We start from the raw sequence: 24,648 nt of genomic DNA, 5'->3' as shown, positions 1-24,648 counted from the left end.
CCCCCATAAGTTTTAACTACCGTCTATTTTTTATAATGGTAGTCTGGAATTCCCGTCCACCGTTTGCGCAGCTCATGAGCGATATACTTCGGCTTGCGCTCGCGGGTGAAAATCCCCTTCTTATTGCCTTGCACACGAATAATTCCCTGACTGGTTGCGAAGTCGGCAAAATTCCATACTTGCTCACCAACGAAATGATCAAATTCATCAAACACCTCATGGTTAGCCTTATAGAATTCAACCTGATACTCCTCGGTGAACATCACAGGCTCAACATCATGAAGGCCGGCTACGGTATCTGCGCCGTACTCAGTGACCATGATCGGTTTGCCAGGACAGCGTTTGAGCCAACCGTTTAATTCAGCGCGAAGCTTCACTTTGGCCGCTTCCAGATCGCCTCCGTCCACATACCAACCGTAATAACGGTTCAGGGCCAACACATCAATCAGCTCCGCGATTTTGTCTTGATCCGGCGTAGATCCCAGATGTGTAACCAGTGTGACAGGGCGCTTCTGCGGATCCTGCTGTCTGATCAGTTCAATCAGCGGTTGGAAATACTCATAGGCTCCCTCTTCTTCCGAAGCAGGCTCATTGGCCACGTTCCACATCACAACAGATGGATGGTTTTTATCCCGGGCGATGAGTTCCTTGATCACATCCTGATGATGCTCGAAAGTTTGGATTTCCTTCCACGTTTGTCTTTTCTCAGCACCGCCCGCGAACATCATCATAAAGTTCAAATGAAGCCCTACAGCTGGCACCTCGTCAATGATCACGAATCCCTCACGGTCTGCAAGGCGCATCAGCTCTTCCGAGTATGGATAATGAGCCGTGCGGAAGGAGTTGGCCCCGATCCATTTCATCAGATTGAAATCCAGCACGTTGGCAGCTTCATCGAAACCACGGCCATGGATCGCTGTATCCTCATGCTTGCCGAATCCTTTGAAATAAAACGGCTTGTTGTTAATCAGGAACTGGCCGTCCTTCACCTCAACTGTTCTGACACCAATTGGCTGATCATACACGTCAATTGTATGTCCATCCTGTAGCAGCTCGATCTGGAGTGTATATAAATAGGCATTCAAAGGCTCCCACAGCTTTACATTCGAGAGCGTCAGTTTCCCTTCTGCCCCGTCTGCTGAAGCCACGGTCTCTCCCGCTTCGTCAATCACATGAACTCTGATATCCGAGTTTGCCGATGCCTTGACCGCATATGTAACATGCCCCGTCTCGCCTTCAGTTTCTGTCACGATTTCAACATCTTGAATATAAGCTTGCGGCGTGGTGTAGATTTTGACCGGACGCATGAGTCCCGCATAATTGAAAAAGTCAAAATTCGGGTCGTTGCGCACCTGTTTCCCTAGCCCTGGCACTTCCTTCTCGGAGTAGTTCCCCACCGGCAGCGTTGAATGATCAATGATGTTGTTTACAGCTACGGTCAGACGATTCTTGCCTTGCTTCAAGTAATGGTTAATGTCAGCTTCAAAAGGAAGAAATCCGCCCTTATGCTCCATGACAAACTCCCCGTTAATGTACACTTTGGCTACATGAGTAGCTGAACCGAATCTCAGGACTACACGCTCGGACTTGAGCAGCTCCGGAACGACCACTTCTCTTTCATACCATACCCAGCCGATGTGATCACGGACTTTGGCAAGCACGCCGATATCGTTATAGGAAGCTGGAACAGGCATCGACATGGTTTCAGTTAGTGGAGCTTGCTGCCATTGCTCCTGTAATCCGGTTCCTGGGTCCAGCTTAAAATTCCAAATTCCATTCAAATCAAGGATACTGCGAGTGGATGTTACGATTGGATATAGCATTGAATAATCGTCCCCTGTTCATATGTGATATGAAATCAACCTTTTTTACTCAAGGCCGGCTTAAAAAGTATTCCTGAGCATTGTCGTATCCGATATTGCGGACCATCTGCTCCAAAAGCTTCATATCGCGGGGCACAAGGCCATTCTCTGCCCAATCGCCCAGCATATTGCATAGGATCCGCCGGAAATATTCATGCCGCGCATAGGACAGGAAGCTCCGCGAATCGGTGAGCATACCGATGAAGTGGCTGAGTAAACCAACGTTTGCCAAATCCCGCATCTGCTTCTCCATGCCATCGATATGGTCGTTAAACCACCAGCCTGAGCCAAACTGAATCTTACCCGGGATGCCTTCCTCGTAGAAATTCCCCATCATGCCCGCGAGAACTGCATTATCTTTCGGATTTAAGTTAAACAAAACGGTTCTTGGCAGTGCATTCTCCTGATCCAGGTCATCAAGAAAACGGGACAACCCTTCGGCCAGATTCGTCTCGCCAACGGAATCAAATCCGGTATCCGCGCCGATCCGATTCTTCATCTTCGTGTTATTGTTGCGGAGTGCACCCATATGCAGCTGCATGACCCACTGCTTGTCGGCATACATTTTGCCCAGCTCCTTGAGCATGAACGAGCGGTACGCTGCAATTTCTCTATGGCTTAATTCCTCACCCTGCATTCTCTTATTAAAAATAGCCATGATCTCGGCCCGGGTCGATTGGATATACTCCATGCTTTGGATGTCATGATCAGAAGCACGGCCGCCGTTCTCATGGAAATAATCCACTCTGCTTCTCAATGCCTGCAGGAAAGCATCAAGCGAATCCACCCGCCGTCCGGATACGTCACCGAGCTTCTCGATCCAGCTTGCAAACGCAGGCCGTTCAATGAAAAGAGCTCCATCAGGCCGGAATGTCGGGGCTATGATCGTAGAGAAGGAATCGTCGCTGCTCAAGAGCTGATGATATTCCAGCGTAGACAAGGGATCATCGGTTGTGCCGATGAATTGGACACGTGCTCTTTCAATCAACGACCGGGGCAGGCAGTCAGGCTCCTTAAGCTTCTCATTGCATTCGTCCCATATTTCGCGCGCTGTATCTGGACCGAGTATCTTTTCGATGCCGAATACATTCTTTAATTCCAGATGCGTCCAGTGATATAGAGGATTGCCGATCAGATGCTGCACCGTGTCAGCCCAAGCTCTGAATTTATCCCAATCATCCGCATCGCCCGTAATATATTCCTCGCCTATACCGTGCATCCGCATGGCACGCCATTTATAATGGTCTCCGCCTAGCCATAGCTCCGTAATATTCCGGTACGGTTTATTATCCCACACTTCCTTTGGATCGAGATGGCAATGAAAGTCGAAGATCGGCAGCTGCTCCGCCACATTCTCATACAAACGGATAGCCGTATCGGTACTCAACAGGAAGTCGTGATCCATAAATTTTCTCATTCCACACGCTCCTTTCGCATGATAAGTTTACTTCAATGTAAGCATTTACACTTTTAATTTGTTTATTGAACAAATTAATTATATATGTAACTTATCAATTTCATTTCGTTTTGTCAATTCACGAGTTTCTACCCGTATAACACGTCTTTATGATGAGATAATGATATAATGAAACGTGTTACTATATTTGCTACTTTGGAGGGTATTGATGATAACCGGTGACGCCTCATATATCAAAAAAATCAATCGCTCTTTAATCATTAGAGAGATTCTCAAAGAGGGAATGATATCCAGAGCCGATCTATCAAAGATTACGGCCCTAACCAGAGCGACGATTTCCTCTCAGGTCGCTGATCTGCTGGAAGAAGAGCTCGTCATCGAAACCCAGCTCGAGCATAATTCCGTCGGCCGAAAGCCGATCATGCTCTCCCTGAACGGTCAGGCCGGATACGCTCTTGGTATAGATCTTGATTTCTCACAAATTTCGTTCACGCTCTCCAATTTGCTAGGCCAGCCGATATCCTCGGAAACGATCGAGTTACATACCCATGACTATGCAGACATTTTGAAGCAACTCATTCAATATATTACGAGGTACCAAGAGGAATTCTCGAACAGTCGATATGGCATTGTTGGCATTGTGATCGCCATCCACGGTCTGGTGTCTAATGAGCAAACCATTCAATACGTCCCCCGCTTTCAGTGGGTAAACACGAATTTGAAATCCGATCTGGAAGAGGCTCTTGGAACCGAAGTTCACCTTGAGAATAATGCCAATCTCAGCGCTTTTGCAGAAAGGGTATTTATTCATCACGAGACGGATAATCTGCTCTGCGCCACCCTCTATTCCGGCATTGGCCTAGGGATGATCATGAATAACAAGTTTTTCCGCGGTCACGATGGGTTCGCAGGGGAGATTGGTCATATGATCGTAGTTCCCGGCGGCAAGCCCTGTAACTGTGGTAATAAAGGCTGCTGGGAGAGATATGCCTCTGAAACCAGCGTATTCGAAAGCTTGTCCGAAAGAAAGAATATCCGTAATATTACCTATGAACAGGTCCGCCAATGGCTAAACGAGAAGGATGTCGATGTGCATGAAGTGATGGAACAGTTCATCTACTATCTGTCGATCGGATTGAATAACTTGATCAATATCAATAATCCTGATGTTGTGGTCGTTGACAGTGAACTGCTACGTATGTACCCGGATGCCTTACAGAAAATTCACCAGAACCTTCATTCCCAGATCAGCCATTATCGCCAGCTAACCTTATCAACGATTGGGAAAAAGTCATGCGTGCTCGGAGCGTGTGCTCTAGCCATCACTCACTTTCTGGATGTACCTATGCTCAATCTACCTTACGAAGAAAAAAGATGACCTCTAGTGACAATAGAGGTCATCTTCTTTATGTAAAGCCTTGCTTAACTAGCGAATGCTCCGCATTATCTGCAGTTTTGGCTGGCGGTAAAGGCGTTTTTGCCACTGCCAATCCATAAAATGTATAATAACGGCTTCCGCCAGGAAAGCCGTTATTCCGTTTGCCTTAAACCGGAGCTGAGCGTCAAATTTTCAGTATTCAGCTTTCGATATATTTTGGCTAATTGCGCCCGGTCTTCCTCTGTTAATGTCCCGAGCAATTCTCGGCGGAGCCTTACCCCTTCCTCCATGGCTCTCTTCAGAATGGCAAGTCCATTACTGGTAATATCCAAATACACAATCCGCCGGTCCGACTCATCGAACAATCTTACAGCCAGCTTCCGCTTCACCAGCTTCTCCGATAAGTAACTGAGCGTTGGGGGGGACAGCCCTAGTCTTCTTGCAATATCCGATGGCCGGCTCTTTCCATTAACACTCAGATGACCTAACACCAGGACATGGGACACACCCAGGTCTTCATTAAACGTTCTGTTCCACTGTATAATCAACTGGTTCGTGAATTGATCCATATCATGTATGAGCTCGAATATCGTCTGTTCCTCCATAATACCTGTACCTCCTTGGTATAATAAACGACAGCCCTAATAAAAATAAGAGCTGTCGTCATTCTACACCCTATTGAGCTGAGAATCCACCATCGATAACCAATTCTGCGCCTGTAATATAAGAAGAGTCATCCGAAGCCAGGAACAATGCCGCTTGAGCGATATCTTCAGGTTTACCCAAACGCTGCAAAGGTGTTGCCTGAATCAATTGACCCAGCAGTTCCTTCGAGGTGCTAAGTGCTTGAGTCATCGGAGTTTCAATGATCCCCGGGAACAGGGCATTTACCCGAACGCCTTGACGGCCAAAGGTCGTAGCTGCCGCTTTAGACATTGCTCTTACCGCACCCTTGGATGCAGAGTAATGGTTGAAGCCTTGTCCGATCATAGCTGTGTAGGAAGAAATATTAACGATCGAGCCTTTCTTTTGAGCAGCCATGTAAGGAGCGATATGCTTCACGCCGGCAAAAGGACCAAAACCGTTGATAGCGAGCATTTTCTGCCAATCCTCAGCATTGATTTCTGCGTATGGCTTCTCTGAAGAGATGCCTGCGTTGTTAACCAAGATATCGATCTTGCCAAAACGCTCGTTCACTTCTTTGGCCAGTGCCTGCCAGTCCTCATCGGAAGCTACATTCAATTTCATGCCGTGGACATTTTCTTTCTGGCTTGCTTTCTCCAGCGCTGCTTCATTGATGTCCGCAGCAATAACGATGGCGCCTTCCTTGGCAAACAGATCAACCATTCCTTCACCGATGCCTGAGGCTCCGCCTGTAATGATCGCTACTTTATTATCTAATTTTCCCATGTCAAATGCTCCTGACGTTTATATATTTCAACTGCCATCACCAAAACGGTGAGCGGGTACATTCGTCATCCGCAACCGCGGCTGCAGTTGATATCAAGTAATCGGTTAGTTCCTAAAACATAGTACGAATGTAAAATGCTCTCTTAATTCCACAGACCTGCTTGCTCCATCTTCTTCTTCCCGATAAAAGCATAGCCAATACAGATGATATTAATGATGAGCATAATAATGATCGCATACAGAGCAGTCGTGTAGCTTCCTGTGAGGTCAAACACATAACCGTAAGCCGGTATGGCAACGATGGATGAAATCGCCAAGCCGAGCGAAGCTATGGAATAGATTTGGCTGTATTCCTTATTGCCGAACAAGCTCGAAGTAAGAGCAGGTCCCAAGGTTCCGATAGCGGAAGTAACAAAGCCGAATAGTCCCACAGCGATCGAAATGATGATCGTACTTGACCCTGAGAACAGCATCATAGCGATGGATATAATGCCCAAAACCATAACAATCAGCGCCGTATTTTTGCTGCCGATTTTGTCGCTCGCATAACCGATAACCAGAGAACCGATCAATACACCGACCATATTCGTAGCCATTACATTACCTGCAAAGGTCACATCGAATCCCTTGTCCATCAGATACGTCGGAATGTGCATAGCAAAGCTTGCGATGGAAGTGATCATGAAGAAGAATGTTATCAATAAATAGAAAGATGATGATTTCTTCGCAGCTGATAAAGTTACTCCTTTATTATCCGCCGCAGCGGCAGCCATCGCCGCTTCACTTGTATCCTCCGATCCGTAAGGAAGCGTTTGCTTCTCTGCAGGAGACTTTCTGATCAGGAGAAGCACGATCGGGACAACAATCACGAGAACCGCAACACCGACAAAAATATAGGCGTTTCTCCAACCGGAAGTAGCGATCAGGGTACCAACAACCGGCTGCACAACAACACCCAGCGCACCCCCGGCAGCTCCCATGATCCCAAGCGCCAAGCCTTTGCTTTTCTTAAACCACTGATTGATGAGTACTGGACCTGCCAGCACGGTAATGAAGACACCGCCCACAGCAAGCGGAACCGCGAGAATATACCAGCCCCATACCGAATTCATCAAGCCAAACAAGGCAAAAGCACCAGCCTGCAGAACAATGGCAGTAACCAATACCATACGCGTATCATACTTCGCCATTAATTTACCGCCAATTGGTAGGAAGAACATCGTAATGATAGCGGAAATACTAACATAAAGAGAAAGGCTGCCAAGTCCTACTCCGAGGTCAGTGGAAACGGGTTTCAAGAAAAGACCTACCGAGTTATTCAGACCCGCTTTACCTAACCCAACCATGATACAAAGCCCCAGCAAAATCCACCAAGCGTAGTGGATTCCCCCTTTTTTGTGGCCCATACTTACTTCACTTCCCATTCTAGTAATATATGTTTGAATCGTTAGAAGTTATTTTCCTTGTGCCATCTTAGAAAATTGCTCAAACTCAGGAACGGTCGGGTTGGCGATATAGTGACCACCCTCAACCTTGATCGTCTGTCCAGTAATAAACCGGGATTCATCGGAAGCCAGGAACAGAACCGTATAACCGATATCTTCCGGTTCACCATGGTATGGCAGTGCATTGTATTTCGCGAATAAGTCCAGCACCTCATTGGGCATGTTATTCTTAGCCGCTGGTGTCAGGATCAATCCCGGAGCGACTGCGTTAGAACGAATATTATATTTTCCATATTGGGTTGCGATATATCTTGTAAGATTTACCACGCCGGCTTTAGAAGCCCCATACGCTGCCCGGATGGCATCGGAAGCGAAGCCAGCCATAGAAGCCGTGTTGATAATAGAGCCGCCACCTGCTTCGATCATATGAGGAACTGCATACCGCGTGCCGAGCAATACGCTCTTCAGATTGATATTCATGAGACGATCCCACTCATCGAGGTCCATATTGACTACGTCGAGGTCCTTCTTGAGATTGGTCAAACCGACATTGTTAAACAGTGTCGTGATTTTGCCATACTCCTTGACGGTGAATTCAACGGCTTCCTTGATGGAATCTCCGTTACCGGCATCCACGAATACGACTGCTGCCTCGCCGCCTTGAGCTTTAATGTTCTCTGCCGCTTCCTTTGCCCCTTCGACATTGAAGTCAGCGATAACCACTTTTGCTCCTTCTTTAGCCATTAATTGGGCTGAGGATAAGCCTATACCTGAAGCGCCTCCCGTGATCAGCGCTACCTTATTATTCATTCTTGCCATTTTTCAGGCTCCTTTCTTCCTGCACTCTATAATGAGTAATATACTTAATATTTAGTCTTCTAAATATTACAGTTCTAAATATTATCAAGAAATAGACACAATTGCAACGAAAATATTGCGATAGTTGCTTGACAACAAGTATGACATGTGCTAAATTTCACTAACTTTTTAGGCAAAATGGATTTGCGAGTCTCCGATATACCCACTTTCTTCCGTAAACACTTCCTGTAATTGGTGTTAACGGGGTCAGGGGGACCACCTAAGTCCATGTTTCCTCTTCCAAAAAGATACAAAAAAGGTTCCCATGATCCGTAGTGGGAACCTTTTTCATATGGATTCATGACGTCGATAAGGATAATTGTTGCCTCTCCTAAAGTGCGCGGGAGCTTTCGCTATACCATTTTCTTAGCAAGTTGATATGAGCCTGATGATAGCGGCTGTGGTCAGCCATATGCCATATTCCCCAGCGTATGCTGGCTTGTTTCTCGTTCTGATGGCCAAATGTGACGACTCGCTCCAGATCGGCATCGGTCAATTGGGAACAAACATCCTGCAGCATGCTCATCACATCTTCATAGTTAGACGTCAGTGTGTCGAGCGACACTCCCTCAACCATCGGCAGCCTGTTATGTTCATCAATCATGGGTCCATACTGCTCTATGAAAGAACGTGGTAGCGGCTCTCCCTTGATCCTGTACACCCAGTTTAGGTCCACATACATAATATGTCTGATTAATTGAGCGGTACTGTTAAAATGGCTGGTAGGACCCTTGTAGTCCACTTCTGCCTGCGACATGCCTGTTGTGATAGACCGCAACCGCTCGTAATTCTCCTTAACAGCCGAATATAGCATGCCTACAGTCGGTGACATGTTCGCTTCCCCTCGTAAATCGTACAGCATCCTGGCATTCCCTCCCCCTTGGTTATAGGTTTCTCTCATCCCTATGGTTCATAAATTCATCATAATCACAGCTAACAGATCGTTCAATAGGTTATTCGCTAAACTTGGCGGGAAGCCTAAAAAAGAGCGCTCCCCCTAAGAGGAAACGCTCTAGTATTCATTCATATTATTTCAAGCCCAGCACTTCAAAATCATAAATTCGGGCTGCCGTATCGCCGCCTTGCGTCGCCTTCTCTACTTGCAGACGCACATACCTCGCGGAGGTAAGCTCGATAGCATGGCTGCTGACTGCTTTCGTATTGTCTTTAACCGATACCGCATCCTTCCATTCCTTGCCGTCCATGCTGACCTGAATGGAGAATGCCCGCGTATTAAACGCAGCTGGCTCGCCTCCCGCTTCCGCATGCTTAATCACGAATTCGCTGATCTTGTGCTCAGCTCCGAGGTCTACCGTGAGCGAGTGAGGCCCGTCTCCGACCGCACACCATTTGGTAGCGACATTACCGTCTACCGCAAATGGAGGAGATTCCTTTTCGTTCACGAAGCTGGATGCCGATGCCTCCTTGCCCAGGGCCAGATTGCCGACGCCGTTCTCCGCTTCCCGTGTAACCGTGATAAGCTTCTTCTGTACCTTGTCCTCGCCTACGCTATTCTTGGCAGTAAGCGTCACCTCATACGTTCCTTCCTCGGCATACGTCACTTTTGGATGCTGCTCCGTGCTGGACGCAGGCTGTCCGCCCGGGAAGCTCCAGTTCCAGGACTCCGTCACCTCCGAAGAAAGATCGGTAAATCGAACCGTTTCCCCTGGCGCAATCAAGGTTTTGTCCGCCTGGAAGGCTGCAGTCGGTTTTGGATATTCCGGCCAGTCGAAGCGGATCGACGACGCCTTGCCTTGCTCGTAATGGCGGTTCACCGGAATCACCACTAGTTTGGTGGACTGCTCTTTTTGCAGCCGCTTCATTTCTGGCACATAATATACGGTATTTCCCGTCATACCCATCAAGTCATATTTGCCGTCCGGATGCACCCGGTACACCTGGTAATACATCACGTCTTCAGCCTGTTTCGGTGCCTCCCACGACAAACGTGCATCTCCATAGATCCCGTCACGGAAGTCGTTGTCTATAACCCGCAGATCGGTCACCTGGTGCGGCTTCTTCGCCTTATCATTCACCTGTGTAACGGCCAGCTTGCCGATGTTAGCTTGGTAATTCGTCATATCCGCCGCGGATTCGAACTGAAGCGAAATTCCCGTAATCGTACGACCTTTGAACTTGTTCAGTCTGACACTGCCCTGCTTCCAATCCTTGTTCGTACCTGCCTGAGTCCAGTTGGTCGGCTCGAAGAGCACATATTCATCCGGCGCATCAGCGAAGGCCAAACCGATCTTCACCTTGGCATTCTTCGCATTGTCCATATAAACAAGCGATACTTCTGTCGTCGCTTCTACCGGAATACTCGCCTTATACAGCTTCACATGAGTAGAAGAGCCTTTGCTAACAGGACCTGCTACCTGAAGCGAGCTGCCCCCGTAGAATGATTTACTGAAATCAAAGCCAGGTTTAAGGGCTTCCCCCTTACCGTTGGTTTCCGTGATCCAGCGCCAGGTCGGCAAAATATCCTGCAGACTTCGGTTGCTCCAATCGCTGCTTCGCATCTCTTTGCCATCTACTGCAAACATATGGCCATTCCCTGTATTGAAGTGAGTAACAAACTCGGAACCGGTCAGCACCGTTTTGGCAACGACATCATGGGCAATCCCTCTCCAGGCGAGCGGATCGGCTCCTTCAGGCTGGGAGGTATTCGCCGGGTTCATGGCGGGTCCCGCCCAGAAGATCTGCTCCTTCTTCATGTATTCCTCATGTGTCTCAGAGCTGTTGAACGCCCAGTCAGGACGGTAAATGCCAAGTGAAGTCGTTGCTTTCTCACCTTCCGGGAACAGTACCGGCCAATTGAACTTGCTGTTGTAGCCGTTTGCCTCCACATCAATTCCGGCATACAGATCATACGGGCTGCGGCCAAGCTCCGCTGCCTTCGCCGGGGAGTTCAGGAATGGGGTAATATAATCGTATTTTCCGTTCTTCTCGTCTTTAAACTGCCAGCGGAAATCGATAAACATATTATCAGACACCCGCTGATTTCCCTGCTGGAAGAACATCTTGTTCTGATCCGTCAAAGCCCCCTGCCATTTCACAGGTCCTTCCTTGATCATGGAGTCGTACCAGATCACCTCCATGCCCGGTGCTTTCTTCTGCTGAAGATACGTTAAGAATTCAGCCATCTTGGCGGCATCCTCCGGAGTTCCGCCCTGGGTCTCCTGATTGATGAACCAGCCATCAAATCCGTAGTATGTAGCAACCTCAATCAGCTTGTCAGCAACCGGGAAGGACCCATCCTCCCGCTGTCGCAGCAGATCATGCAGCCACTCTATCTTGCCGCCATGCTCCGTTTGCGGTAAGAAAACGGTTCCAAAAACAGGAACGCCATTCTTGTGAGCCGCATCAATGACATCGGCGCTTGGCGGAACAATCAATCCTTCACCTGCTGAGCCACCCCACATTACCAGCTTGTCGATATACTGCCAGTTACTGAAGGTATACGTATGGAACTTCTCAGAGCCTTGGGAAGGAGCTCCGCTGGTGCTTGGATACATGGAAGCAATTGATAGAACCTTCACTTCCTCCTTGGCATGGCTGTTGACCTTGCTGCCCTGGACACGCTTGGATTCCAGCTTCACGGTTCCCTGATTAAAGCGTGCATCCTGATCCTTGGACGGCGACCATTCCAGCAAGCTGTTCGGGTACCAATAGGACGAGTGAGGCTGGGCTGCTTCGGCTTCACCTGCAAGACCCGTCAGGGATGCAGCTAGCAAGGCTGTGCTCATCCATACCGTCATTCTGCGTCTCCACTTAGCTTTCATGACATAATCCGGTTTGATTCTTTTCATCGGAAAAAACCTCCTAAGATGATGAATTCGTATTGCGATGCTAATCTTTTCCACAAAGAAACATATTAAATAGAGAGAAACGGCCGTGATAATTCAGCCGTTTCTACTCTTTCAACCACTTCTTATGCCTTACTTGTTCTGTGCTTTCCACTCATCAAATTGCTTTTGAGCTTCAGCGATGACTCTATCAATTCCAGCATCCTGGAACTTTTGTTTTGCTTTTGGCAAGTATTCTTCAGGATCAACGGAGCCTGTATACAGCGCAGGAATAAATTCCTTCGCGACGTTCGTGATAGCTGCAACTTCTGTTTTCACAGGAGCTGTGTCGAAGTTAAAGCCGAACGTAGGGGCTACCACGGCGGAGCTGTTAAACTTCTCGAATGCTTCCCACTTGTCCTTAGGCTCGTCTTCATGAAGGTATGTCAGGAACATATTGCCGAGTGCAAATCCAGGCATTGCATAGTTCTCCTGCATGGCAGGCATATCTTCAATGTACGGGTCCTCAAGCTTCTTATAATGAGTTCCTTCCAGACCATATTGGATCATATTCCGTAGTTTCGCATCCGTGTTCAGCAGGTTCAGGAACATCATCGCCCGCTCCGGATTTTTGGAATAGGAGGAAATTGCCATCATCGAACCAGCCGCGGAGCTGGTGTAAATAACGGGATCATGCATCGGTCTTGTCACGATGTCATAGCCGGCGTTTCTGGACCAGCCCAGTTCAGCGTATGGCTGTGTAATTTCGCGGTCTACAAGCCATTTGCCCGTCTTGATGTTATCAATGCCGTCCAGTGTAGCAACATCCTCACGCACATAACCTGCTTTGTAGTATTTACGCATGGTAGTCAGAGCAGATTTCAGTTCAGGCGAATCCAGCAAATTCACAAATTTAAAGTCTTCTGTATCGAGGTACATCCCGATTGGAATTTCATCGCCAAGCGGATAATCGAACGGCATGTACGGTTTAAAGCCCTTTGGTACGGCAAGTGGCGTAATATCTGCAGACTCATTCTCTTTGATCGTTTTCAGAAGTGGCTCCAGATCTTCAAGCGTTGTTACATTGGAGATATCCAGGTTGTACTTATCCAGGTACTTCTTGTTGAAGCGCCACACAAACTGCTGTGCCAGCTCCTTGTTGGCAGGGATACCATAGTTCACGCCGTTAACCTTCGTTCCTTCCAGGAAACGAGGATCAAGCACTTCCTGAATGCCTTTTCCATACTGATCCAGCAATTCATTCAGCGGCTTAAACGCGCCTTTAGCCGCATTTGGCAGATAGTCGAATGCCCATGAGCTTGTGAAGGCAATATCGTAGTTCTCACCGGAGCTGGTAATAACCTGCATCCGCTGGCTGTAATCGCCCCAGTCGATCATATTGATCTCAAGCGTAGCGTTGATTTTTTCTGTCAGATATTTATTGATTTCCTCTTGAACCTTAGGAAGATCCTTCTGGTTAGGCCCGATCATGTACATCTTGAGCTTAACCGGATCCAGCTTGGAAGCATCAATCGTACCGTCGCTTTGCACAGCCTCCGCTTCCTTCGCAGGTTCATTCGGCTTATTGGCTTCTTTGCTGCCGCCACAGGCCGACAGTACCACTGACAGCATAAGCACGAGCGCAAGGGACAATACCGAAACTTTTTTCTTAAACATGTGTTTTCCCCCTGTATCACTTTTGTTGGTAATGCTATATTGAGACCGCTTACACACCTGTTGCATTAAAGCCGGATTTCTCCGGCCGTGTGTTAATGCGGGTTCAACCATATGAAATTATCCTTTGACTGAGCCTACGGTCAGGCCCTGAACGAAATACCGCTGGAAGAACGGATATGCCATGACAATCGGCAGCGTAGCGAGTACGACCATTGCCATTCTTACCGTCTCTGTCGGCAGACCGGCTGCTGCATCGAATCCACCGATATTCTGCGCATTCTGCGTCAGGAAGTCCATGTTCTTCTCGATCTGCATCAGCATAAACTGCAGCGGAGGCGTCGACTGCGGATTGTTATAATACAGCAAGGCGTTGAACCAGTCGTTCCAGTAACCCAAAGAGCTGAACAAGCCGATAGTGGCAATCCCCGGCAGCGAGACTGGCAGCACGATGCGGGCAAAGGTCAGGAATTCGCCGGCTCCATCTATTTTCGCAGACTCGATAATTTCGTCCGGAATCGTCGTTTGGAAAAAAGTCCTCATCACGATGATGGAGAACGCACTCAGAGATAACGGGAAGATGAGCGCCCAGATCGTATTCTGCAGATGCAGGAACTGGGTCATCACGATATACCCCGGTACCATACCGCCCGAGAACAGCATGGTGAAGAAGGCCAGAAAGCTGAAGAACCCTCTAAATTCGAAATTTCGGCGAGACAATGCATAGGCATAGGTCGTAACCAGTGCCAGACTCACCAGCGTTCCCAGCACCGTGACCAGGAGCGTTAAGCCGAATGAGGAGAACAGCTTGCTTCCGGTTTCAAATATATATTCATAGGCCTGCGTGCTGAACTGGCTCGGGAGAAGCCTAAAGCCCTCCAAGACCAGTGTCTGCTCGTCGGTCAGGGAAATAATAATAACAAATAGGAACGGAAAAATACAAGAGAACGAGAAAAGGCCGATCACGATATTAAAAATCGTATTCCACACAGGGGAGATGGCATTATAGTCTCTCTTTCTTGAACGCTTTGCCGGCTTGCCGGCAGGCTGCGTTGATAGCTGCGACATGATGAAACACCTCCCTCGGATTAGAAAATCGCATGATCTTTTTCAATTTTACGAACGATATAGTTGGCAACGAGAATCAGAATCAAGCCTACAAGCGATTGGTACAAGCCCGCCGCCGTACTCATTCCGATATCTCCCATATTGATGAGTCCACGGTAAACGAAGGTATCGATAACGTTCGTGACCGGATACAAGGCGCCGGAATCCTTCGGAAGCTGATAGAACAATCCGAAGTCGGAGCGGAAGATGCCCCCGATCGCCAGGATCGTCAATATAATCATAAGTGGCTTCAAGAGCGGAATTGTAATGTACCGCACCTGCTTCCACTTGCTGGCTCCATCAATAACAGCCGCTTCATAATAAGACTTGTCGATCCCGGTAATCGCGGCCAGGTAAATAACGCTGTTGTAGCCCACGCCTTTCCAGATGCCGACAAAAACGAGAATGAAGGGCCAATACTTCGCTTCGGAATACCAGCTGATCGGATCTCCTCCGAAATAGGTAATGATCTGATTCAGCGTTCCTTTGTCCACACTGAGGAAGGTGAACGCAAAATAACTGATAATAACCCACGACAAAAAATGCGGCAAAAACATGCCGGTTTGATATACTTTGGCCGTCCGCTTGTTGACGAGCTCGCTGAGCATAATCGCAAAGCCGACCGCAATGACTAGGCCCAGAATAATAAAGGCCAGGTTGTATAGGATTGTATTTCTCGTAATGATATAAGCATCATTGGTCGTAAACAGATACTCGAAGTTTTTAAATCCTACCCATTCGCTATTGAACACGCTGGCAAAAAATCCGTCCGGGCTGATGCGAAAATCCTTAAAAGCGAGAACGGTACCGAACATGGGCAAGTAAGCAAAAATAAGAAACCAAATGGTTCCCGGCAGTATCATCAGCAGCATAAACCTGTTGCGTATCACCTTTTTGATGAACCCCGACATGAACATTCCTCCTCTTTCCTGTTAAATCCGAGTGATGCGTCCATGGGATCGTTCTCTCACTCATCTTTAACCTACCTTTATTGTGCCTAGAAAGCGCTGTCACCCTCAAGTTGAAAAATACTAGAATGGGATGGAAAAATTAAAGATCGTCTGCAAACAGCAAAAAACAGGCCATGACGTATGAAGTCAGAGCCTGTTCCATAGATTTATCATTCATTTAGACCCGGTACATGGACCGCATTTCGGTCGGAGATACACTTGTATATTTCTTGAACTGCCTGTAGAAATACGAGCTGTCCGTATAGCCTACATTAAAAGCGATATCTGCCGTCTTCTGATCCGTATGCAGCAGGAGCTGTGTCGCTTTCTCGATGCGGTACTGGTTCAGATAGTCCGAGAAGCTTGCCCCCACCTCCTGCTGAAAGAGCTGTCCCAAATAATTCGGATGCATCTGCAGGCGCTGGCTCAGCGTCTTCAGCGATAACTCTTCCGGATAATGGTGCCGCACCTGGTCTACAAGAAACGAGACATGCATGCTGTATCCCTGCTCTGCTTCTTGTAGGCGCTGGAGGCTGCGCTCCACGATGTACCAGACATGATTCCGGAGCCCCTGAAGCGTATTGATTCGGTGCATGGGCGTAAACACCTCGCTGTAATCAGGGGCCTTCTCCATATCCTTGGCAGCGATCATCAGCTGGACGGCCGCATTCATGCAGGCTCCCCGGGGAACGGTTGATACCTCGCCGCCGCAGCCAAGAGCAGATGCTATAAAAGCCTGCAAAGCGGATTTGTCCCCCTCGATTAGCAGCTTGGCGAAGGTATCTGGACGGAAGGATGGCGAAGAAGCCTGAACGGGCTCCGCATCCTCCGGTCGACTGTATAGTGTCATGTCATCCCCAGCAATCAGGCAGGCTTGGAACTGGCTCTTGGCCTTCCTGTAATTCTCCTGAATATCCTTGAATTCATGGCCTTCAGCCTCTCCTTCAGAGCACCACATCCGAAGACCGGTCAACTGCCGCAGCTTGGTCATGGACCGCTGCATTCCCTTCCGCGCAGCCTCCTTCTGTTCATCCATGGAGACCGACATGACTACGATATCATCATCCGCATCGGGGAAACAGATCACCTCCTGGCCTTCCCCCAGCTCTTCCGAGAACACCCGGCACAATTCATCGGCCAGGCTGGTCAAGCGGTAGAGCTGCGATATTGCGCATTCATCAGAGATGATCCGCATGACGTACACCTGATACGATGCATAGTTCAGCGGGATTCCGAGAAGCTCAGCCCGTTGTTTCAATTCCGAGCTTCGGATGTCGCCGCTTACCCATCGCTGTAATATATTGCTGCGGAGAATCTTCCAATCCTCCTCGGAGCGATACCGCCTTAATTCTTCACGCTCCCAATCGCCCTTGATATGCTTGATGGTCGCTTCCAATTCCTCGATATTGATCGGCTTCAGAATGTAATTCTGAATGCCGAGCGTGATCCCCATCTTCACATATTCGAATTCCTCATACCCGCTCAGTACAATAAATTTCGTATTCGGGTGTATTTCCTTCACCTTCTTGATCAGCTCAAGACCGTTCATTCTGGGCATCATAATATCCGTGATCAGCAGATCCACGGGCTCCTCCCGCAATCTCTCCAGCGCCTGCAATCCGTCGTTGGCCGAGCCTGATATATGCAGATCGTAATCCTGCCACTCCACGATGTTGGCCAGGCCCTGAGCGATCAAAGGCTCATCATCAACAAAAAATACCTTTCTCATGTCGTCTCCCCCTTGCGAAGCATCGGTATTTCCATGCGGACCTCGGTCCCCACTCCCTCTGTGCTGTTTATGAATACGCCATAATCATTTCCGTAATTCATCACGATCCGTTCATGCACATTCATCAGCCCAATGGAGCGATAACCCTTATCAGGAGGCTGAAGGATCTTGTCCAATGTCTGCCGGATTTGAGTCAGCTTCTCCTCCGGTATGCCCGTTCCATTGTCCGAGACGATGATGACGATCCGGTCTCCGACCCCTTGGGCTCGCACTGAAATTTTATTATTGTCCTCCAGCGGACGGAATCCGTGAACGATATAGTTTTCCACGATGGGCTGGACCAGCAGCTTGATAATGCTGTAATTCTGGATTTCGGGGTCCATCTCAATTTCCGTCTCCAGCCGGCCCTCATAGCGGATGCGGAACAAATCGAGATAAACGGAACACATGTCGATTTCTTCTTCGATGGTCACAATCGTGCTTTTTTTGACCATGCTCTTGAACATCACCGACAAGCTGTATATCATCTGCCCCACTTCCTTGGCCCCGACAAAATAGGCCTTCATGCGAATGGATTCCAGCGTATTGTATAGAAAATGAGGATTAATCTGCGATTGCAGGGCAACCAGCTCCGCATTCTTCTGCTTGATCTCCGAAGTGTACATTTTATCGATATACTGCTCCAAACGGTCGCCCATATCATTGAAACGGCGGGAAATCTGCTGGAGCTCGTCTTCGCCGGACATCTGGATACGCGTCGACAGATCACCTTCGCCGATCCGGTTCATCGAGCGGATGATCCGCTGTACTTTCTTGGAGAACTTGCGCACGATCGTAAACGTAATCGCAAAGCTGGTCACCATAAACACCAGCGTCACCAGAATCATGCCGGTCCGCAAACTCTTCGTGCTCTCCTTAATCATGGATTGGGAGACAATCCCTACAACGGACAAGCCTGCGTTGCCGACGTTCAATATATTCACTTTGGAGGGTTCATCCAACTGTACCCAGTCCCCGGCTTTCTCATGCTCTAACTGATAGGGATAGGTTTGCCCGTACAGCACATCCTCCGAATCATAAATAACGGTTTGCTGTGCGTTCAATACGAGAATTCGGCCCTTAACCGAAGCACGGCTCTCCAGCCAGGATGAAATTTGCCGGGCATCAAACTCCACATTCATCATGCCTACCCTCTCCAGGGTCCACGGGTCCTTAATCTCTCTCGAATAGGAATACGATCTGGGGCTGGAGCCATCAGATGAGGGTGAAGCCTCGTTCTGAGGCATGGTATCCCAGCTGTCCTGCTCCCTGCGGGCGAACCAGGTCTCCCACTTGTTCTTGGAGCCGGAGTCATTATTGAGCTGCTGATTGTTCCGGCTGATATGCATGTAAAAATTGTTAGGATAGCTGTAGATGGACACGCTTTTGGCGCTTGACTCCTGCTCCAGATAATTTTTCAGCAGGGGGTTGAAGGAACGTAAGCGCTGCTCCCCCGTTTTGGCGTACAAATCGAGGCGATACTTCAGATAACTCTCATATTCGTGATTCAAGAAATAGATCAGATCATCGCTCAGCGAGGCATCTCCGTAAATCTGCTGAAATATATTCTGTATGCCTTCGTACTGCAGACTTAGGTATATATTCAGGACATGTGCGGATTTGAGATTCGCGTCCGTCTGCTCACGAAGTATGCGCTGCGTCTGATATTGATACACCAGAGTCGCGGCAATCGCGAACAGTACGATCATGACAGCTGAATAGAGCACGACGATTTTATTGAACATTTTTCGCTTTAGATGGTTTAAATAGAATTGGCGCAGTCTGAAAATATGCAACACACCCTGTTCTATAAAGGTCACTTCGGCACTCAGTGTACACCCTTTCCCTAAACCCGGCAAATGAAATTTGCCCTGTTCACAGGTACACAGATAAGAGGAGTGACCTTCATTCGCTTGGATCGAACGGGCTGGCGGCGTTGAGCCTTCCACTTCCGCATAGGGGGACTCTTTGAGCAACAGCGAAAAGCCGTCCATGAATGGACGGCTTGGTTATTGTTTTATAGGGAGGATTCCCCTGATTTCACATGGCTTTCTATGCCTGTTGGTTGATTTTTTCACGGCCTAACAGCAGCCAGAACAACAATAGCGAAACGGCTGCAACAATCGCCAGTACAATCAATACAACGCTGAATGAGAGGGTATCAATCATAGCTGCGGTGTAGGCAATCCCGATCGATGCGGCTACATTTAGGACCAGATTGTAGAACCCGATCGCTGTTCCGACCTTTTCCTTCGGAATGGTACTGATGCATGCATCAAGCATCGGGGCATACATCAACGCGAAAGAGCCGGAGAACAGGATCATGGAGATCACAAACAGGATATATGAGCTTTCTACAAACAGTCCTGGAATCAATACACTTAACGCAATCAGGAGCATAGCTAACGAAATCGTCTGCTTATTGCTTAAAGCTTTGGCAATTTTCCCCGATAGGGCGCCAACCAGTACAGCTGTAACATAACCCGGAATCAACAAGAGGGAGATGGTATCCAGCTCCAAGCCATATACTCTTTCAAGCAGGAACGGGAATATGAATATATAGCCTAGCTGTACGGTATAGATGACAAATGCCACCGTAATCAGGGATACAAAGCGCTTGTTTTTGAAAAAGGAAATACTGATGAGTGACTTGGAACTCTTACTGATATAGGCAATAAAGGCAGCTAGGGCCACCGCAAAGATCACGATATACAGCCAATTAAAATTACTGATGAACAGCATGACCGAGGTAGCGATGGCAGCAATCAATACTAAGCCTATGATATCAACATGGCTTTTCTTCGATTTTTCCTTCGGAAGATACTTTAGGATAAAAGGAAGAATGAACAGGGTAATCAATGGAACCAGAAACAATGTGGTCCAATGCAAATAGGTTGAGATATATCCGCCCGTTATGGAGCCAATGACCAGCGATAAAGAGTAACTGCTTGTACTCAAGCCCAGGAACTTTTTATGCTCGCTCTTCGGCAGATGCTTCGTGACATAGATGACATATAAGGTTTCAGCCGAGGCCAGCCCAGCTGTTTGTATAATTCTAGATACTAGAATGAGTTGGAACGAGTCTTGGAATACATAGCCAATGACGGAGCCTATGCATATTAAGATAATACCAACACTCAAGAGCGTTCTAATGCTGATCGAGTCTGCCAGCGATGCATATACAACAGCCCCAATACCGATGATCAGGCCGGCCAATGTCGCCAGCCAGCTTACCGTTGCTGCTGAAACACCGAGATCGTCTGCAATGGCAACAGAAATGAGTTTAAACGAGTTATCAACAATTAAAGCAAATACAAAAAAGAATAAAATGACCGGAATGGCTTTCTTCGCATTATTCTGCTGCATTTCTGATGTAATGGTCGCCACTTGTTATTTTCCTTTCGTGGTTCAAATTTATTGACTAAGCAAGTTCCAATGCGATTTCCATCATGTTCGTAAAGGCTGTTTGTCTTTCCTCTTGCGTCGTTTGCTCGTGTCTGAAAATATGGTCACTAATGGTTAAGATGCAAAGTGCATTCACGCCTGCGCGTGCTGCATTCATATACAGACCTGCCGATTCCATTTCAGCACATAATATGCCCATTTCACTCCATCTTTGCAGTGCCGTTGGATCTGCATGATAGAAAATATCACTGGAAAGGACATTACCAACATGAACGCGCTGTCCCTTCTCATCCGCTATCTTCTTGGCTTTCTCCAGCAATTCGAACGATGCCGTGATTGAGTACTGTCCCGGAAGATTGTATTGAGATCCATAATTGGAGTCAGTTGAAGAGCCCATCGCAAAAACGATATCGTACAAGTTCAGATGATCCTGTATCGCTCCCGCAGAACCGATGCGAATCAGGTTTTTTACGCCGAAGATATTAATCAGCTCCCATGAGTACAGGCTCATGCTAGGAGTCCCCATGCCGGTACCCATAACAGAAATTCGTCTTCCCTTGAATGTGCCCGTATACCCCAGCATGCCGCGAACCTCATTGAACTGGACGACATCCTCCAAATACGTTTCTGCAATAAACTTGGCACGCAGTGGATCTCCTGGCAGCAGGATCGTCTCCGCGATTTCGGCTCCGTTAGGTTTAATGTGTGGTGTTTCTTTATGCATATTCGTTCTCCCCTTATGTTTATTGCTGTTGGTTGTTACCGCTTTCTTGATGGTGAAAAAAAATAACGGCGACGGTGTCCCCAACAAGTATTGTATAGTGGTCTAATTAGTTGTCTAATTAGTACATGAAAAACATACTATAATTATTCATCTTGATCAACTGGATAATTAAACCAGATTCCAGGCACAAAAAAAGCAATACATCATCCGGATGCATTGCCTGTTACTCTGCTCTTCTTATTTTTACCGTCATTCCTTGGTTTATCCTATTTAGTGGCATTAATTCGGATCTGGCTAAATTCCTTTGGGATATAGAATTTGTTATAAATCAGCGGATATTTATTATTGATAAACACACTTTCAAGTATTAGATCACATTCCGGACCACCAGACAACTTATGATCCTGAGACAACGGATTAGCCACAGTTGAATGCTTGATTTCAATCGTGGCGGTATTCGCCAGCTCATAGACTTTCTCTTCAAGCATGTCCAGTACTTGCTTCTTGTCCTGCAAGTCAAAATTCAGCTCTGATACGGTTTCGATCGCCATAAATGTAAAGGCAAAGGCTACGATACTGCCTCCACTTTTGTACCAACGTTCAAAGGCAACAACTGCGGCCGCTTTTCTCCCCAGTACTTGCTGCGTATAGTCGCTTTCCAAATCCAATCGAAAAGACATTTCTACCTCATCTATGGCTTCGGTATGGCATTTATATAACGGATGTCCGATTTTCTCTAAACCCACTGTCGTTTCGCGATTGCCTTGGGCTGTTGTGATGAAGTTCCCTTTTCCATGAATACTCTTAACTAATCCATCATCCTGAAGCAGGGCCAAGGCCTGCCTAAGCGTCATCCGACTGACGCCAAACATTTTGGCCAATTCCGTTTCTGTAGGCAATTTACTCCCTTTGGGAAACGTGCCGTCCTGGATGAGCACATAAAGTTTATCGTATACATCAATATACAGAGGTTTTTTTCCTCGTTGCAGACCATCAAACCTTATCTCCATTTTCTCACACACCTAATTGTTCCCTATGGGTATTTATATGTCGTTGCGCTTGTCTATTCTCTGCTATGCCATGGAATATGCCATGAAAGTATAACAAAGGTATTATACCATGAAACCAGCACTAAACATTCGGAGAGCGGTTGTTTATAATAGGTCACCCTATAGAACGAAAGAAAAGGGCACCCATCCAGGTGCCCTTTTTAGCGGCTTGAAGTGAAACTTAGTAAGTAGTCCAGCCGCCGTCGGCCGTTACGATTTGTCCGTTCACGAAGCTCGCGTCATCGGAGCCCAGGAAGATGGCCAGCTTGGCGATTTCCTCGGGTTGACCGATACGCGGGTTCAATGCCATGCCTAATTGCTGTCTGCCAATGCCGTACTGGCTGACGCTTGTCATGGAAGATTGAATATTCGTCATGACCGCTCCCGGTGCAATACCGTTGCAGCGGATGCCCTTATCCGCATACATAAACGCTGTATTCTTCGTCAGGCCAACAACGGCATGCTTGGAAGCTGTATATGCTCCTCCCGCACGTCCACCGTATAATCCGCCTGCCGAGATGTTATTTACGATGACGCCATGGCCTTGTTCAAGGAACAGGTTGCTAGCAAGGCGCATGGATTTCATCACTGAGGTTGTATTCACAGCAAAAATCTTGTCCCAACGTTCATCTTCAATTTCATTAACAGGCTCCATACCATCCATGATTCCCGCATTGTTCACCAAAATATCCAGCTTGCCATACTGCGCAATGGTTTCATCGAATAGACGCTGCAGATCCTCATCATTGGTTACATTCGTCTCGATAGCAAACGCTGTACCACCATTAGCAACAATGCCATCTACGACTTGCTTCGCGCCTTCCAAGTTCAAATCGGATACAACGACCTTTGCTCCTTCAGCTGCATAGCCTTCGGCAATAGCTTTACCCATACCTGATGCGGCACCTGTAACAATCGCTACTTTGTTTTCTAATTTCATAGCCGTGTCTCCTCAATGTTCAATTTTATTGTACATCTGTTCAATAAAATTATAGTAGAATGAAAATCACAGCACAAACAACAGAAACATGATAAAACGTTGATTATTAAACACATTCCTAAATTTATGTTTAATAGGGGAAGGAAATTTTCTTATGGATCTACGAATTATCAAAACGCATGAGCGCTTGCAGCAAGCTTTGCTCATTCTCTTAAAAGAAAAATCGCTAGATGAGATTTCGATTGCTGAGCTGTCCCGGCTGGCCAAGATCAATCGAGGGACCTTCTATTTACATTACAAAAATGTACATGGCGTGTTCGAACGTTATTTCTCTGAAATCGTGGAGGATCTGAAGCGTTCATTTGAACATCCATATGATGTGACGAATCATAATATTGACCAACTGCAGCCCGAGATGATTCAAATATTCGATCATGTCCAGAAGTACAACTCATTTTATCGCATCGTATTTAACGAGAAAGTGCCCCTTATCTATTATAAACAGCTGTTTCAGACGCTCCGCTCCATTATGAAGGAATTTGTGCAGGGTCACGCACACAACCTCACCGATCTGCAGCTGGACTATCTCCTGAGCTATCAGACAAATGCCATTATTGGCATCCTTATGCAATGGGACGAGAATGATTATGATTTGCCTCCTCAAACGATGAATGAGTACTTAATGCGTTATATTCGAATGAAATGAAACAAGCCTCCTCCTGAGATATGAAACCGTTCCCAGTTGTAGGAGAGATAGATGGGCGGATAAGAATCAATTCGTTTTATTCGTCGTATATGCAACCCTTTCTGGGAACGGTTTCATTCCTGCCAACTTACTACATGCTAAATAGAAGAAGCCATCCTGTACAGGATGGC

Annotated in this window: 19 protein-coding genes; 2 read left to right on the top strand and 17 right to left on the bottom strand. The window is 47.4% G+C overall.

All coding sequences use genetic code 11. From position 1 onward, the window contains the following. Positions 1-23: 23 nt before the first annotated feature. Entirely contained in the window at positions 24-1,823 is a 1,800-nt protein-coding gene (gene uidA, locus ABEQ74_RS09130) for a beta-glucuronidase (protein ID WP_430121651.1), read from the bottom strand. 49 nt (positions 1,824-1,872) lie between these two features. Next, on the bottom strand, positions 1,873-3,279 hold the full coding sequence (uxaC, locus tag ABEQ74_RS09125; RefSeq protein ID WP_430121649.1) for a glucuronate isomerase: 1,407 nt from the start codon (positions 3,277-3,279) through the stop codon (positions 1,873-1,875). Between the two features lie 208 nt (positions 3,280-3,487). On the opposite strand from uxaC, the gene ABEQ74_RS09120 reads away from it, so the two are divergent. After that, on the top strand, positions 3,488-4,657 hold the full coding sequence (locus ABEQ74_RS09120; RefSeq protein ID WP_430121647.1) for an ROK family transcriptional regulator: 1,170 nt from the start codon (positions 3,488-3,490) through the stop codon (positions 4,655-4,657). Between the two features lie 152 nt (positions 4,658-4,809). Here ABEQ74_RS09120 and ABEQ74_RS09115 read toward each other — a convergent pair whose 3' ends face one another. The 15 genes from ABEQ74_RS09115 to ABEQ74_RS09045 form a co-directional block, all read right to left on the bottom strand. Beyond that, positions 4,810-5,262 carry a MarR family winged helix-turn-helix transcriptional regulator gene (locus ABEQ74_RS09115; RefSeq protein WP_430121645.1) on the bottom strand — a complete coding sequence of 151 codons (453 nt, stop codon included), beginning with the start codon at positions 5,260-5,262 and terminating at the stop codon, positions 4,810-4,812. Positions 5,263-5,332: 70 nt separating this feature from the next. Continuing rightward, the gene (locus ABEQ74_RS09110) at positions 5,333-6,067 is read right to left on the bottom strand and encodes an SDR family NAD(P)-dependent oxidoreductase (protein ID WP_430121643.1); all 735 of its coding nucleotides are present in this window, start codon (positions 6,065-6,067) and stop codon (positions 5,333-5,335) included. A gap of 143 nt (positions 6,068-6,210) precedes the next feature. Further along, positions 6,211-7,473, bottom strand: coding sequence for an MFS transporter (locus ABEQ74_RS09105; RefSeq protein WP_430121641.1), 1,263 nt, complete (start codon positions 7,471-7,473; stop codon positions 6,211-6,213). A gap of 48 nt (positions 7,474-7,521) precedes the next feature. Then, positions 7,522-8,331: an SDR family NAD(P)-dependent oxidoreductase gene (locus tag ABEQ74_RS09100; RefSeq protein WP_430121639.1), complete on the bottom strand. Its 810-nt coding sequence runs from the start codon at positions 8,329-8,331 to the stop codon at positions 7,522-7,524. 370 nt (positions 8,332-8,701) lie between these two features. Beyond that, the gene (locus tag ABEQ74_RS09095) at positions 8,702-9,232 is read right to left on the bottom strand and encodes a DinB family protein (RefSeq protein ID WP_430121637.1); all 531 of its coding nucleotides are present in this window, start codon (positions 9,230-9,232) and stop codon (positions 8,702-8,704) included. 166 nt (positions 9,233-9,398) lie between these two features. Then, positions 9,399-12,179 (bottom strand): endo-beta-N-acetylglucosaminidase, encoded by a 2,781-nt coding sequence (locus ABEQ74_RS09090; protein ID WP_430121635.1) that lies wholly within the window; start codon positions 12,177-12,179, stop codon positions 9,399-9,401. Between the two features lie 129 nt (positions 12,180-12,308). Beyond that, positions 12,309-13,832: an ABC transporter substrate-binding protein gene (locus tag ABEQ74_RS09085; protein WP_430121633.1), complete on the bottom strand. Its 1,524-nt coding sequence runs from the start codon at positions 13,830-13,832 to the stop codon at positions 12,309-12,311. A 117-nt stretch (positions 13,833-13,949) separates the two neighbouring features. Beyond that, positions 13,950-14,897 (bottom strand): carbohydrate ABC transporter permease, encoded by a 948-nt coding sequence (locus ABEQ74_RS09080; protein ID WP_430121631.1) that lies wholly within the window; start codon positions 14,895-14,897, stop codon positions 13,950-13,952. Positions 14,898-14,917: 20 nt separating this feature from the next. Continuing rightward, a complete protein-coding gene (locus tag ABEQ74_RS09075; RefSeq protein ID WP_053490863.1) occupies positions 14,918-15,847 on the bottom strand; it encodes an ABC transporter permease in 930 nt (309 codons plus the stop codon). 217 nt (positions 15,848-16,064) lie between these two features. Further along, the gene (locus ABEQ74_RS09070; protein WP_430121628.1) at positions 16,065-17,615 is read right to left on the bottom strand and encodes a response regulator; all 1,551 of its coding nucleotides are present in this window, start codon (positions 17,613-17,615) and stop codon (positions 16,065-16,067) included. Further along, positions 17,612-19,648 carry a sensor histidine kinase gene (locus ABEQ74_RS09065; protein WP_430121626.1) on the bottom strand — a complete coding sequence of 679 codons (2,037 nt, stop codon included), beginning with the start codon at positions 19,646-19,648 and terminating at the stop codon, positions 17,612-17,614. Before ABEQ74_RS09065 ends, ABEQ74_RS09070 begins: the two co-directional genes overlap by 4 nt. A gap of 58 nt (positions 19,649-19,706) precedes the next feature. After that, positions 19,707-21,020 (bottom strand): MFS transporter, encoded by a 1,314-nt coding sequence (locus tag ABEQ74_RS09060; protein WP_430122147.1) that lies wholly within the window; start codon positions 21,018-21,020, stop codon positions 19,707-19,709. A gap of 55 nt (positions 21,021-21,075) precedes the next feature. After that, positions 21,076-21,783, bottom strand: coding sequence for a purine-nucleoside phosphorylase (deoD, locus tag ABEQ74_RS09055; RefSeq protein ID WP_053490859.1), 708 nt, complete (start codon positions 21,781-21,783; stop codon positions 21,076-21,078). A gap of 266 nt (positions 21,784-22,049) precedes the next feature. After that, positions 22,050-22,793 (bottom strand): GntR family transcriptional regulator, encoded by a 744-nt coding sequence (locus tag ABEQ74_RS09050; RefSeq protein WP_430121623.1) that lies wholly within the window; start codon positions 22,791-22,793, stop codon positions 22,050-22,052. Positions 22,794-23,013: 220 nt separating this feature from the next. Further along, positions 23,014-23,772 carry an SDR family oxidoreductase gene (locus ABEQ74_RS09045; RefSeq protein WP_430121621.1) on the bottom strand — a complete coding sequence of 253 codons (759 nt, stop codon included), beginning with the start codon at positions 23,770-23,772 and terminating at the stop codon, positions 23,014-23,016. A 154-nt stretch (positions 23,773-23,926) separates the two neighbouring features. On the opposite strand from ABEQ74_RS09045, the gene ABEQ74_RS09040 reads away from it, so the two are divergent. Further along, on the top strand, positions 23,927-24,478 hold the full coding sequence (locus ABEQ74_RS09040) for a TetR-like C-terminal domain-containing protein (RefSeq protein ID WP_430121619.1): 552 nt from the start codon (positions 23,927-23,929) through the stop codon (positions 24,476-24,478). The last annotated feature ends 170 nt before the right edge of the window (positions 24,479-24,648 follow it).

Source organism: Paenibacillus solani (assembly GCF_050475945.1).
GTDB lineage: Bacteria > Bacillota > Bacilli > Paenibacillales > Paenibacillaceae > Paenibacillus_AQ > Paenibacillus_AQ solani_A.
Note: the sequence above shows the minus strand (reverse complement) of the source record. Positions and strands in the feature narration are given on the sequence as shown.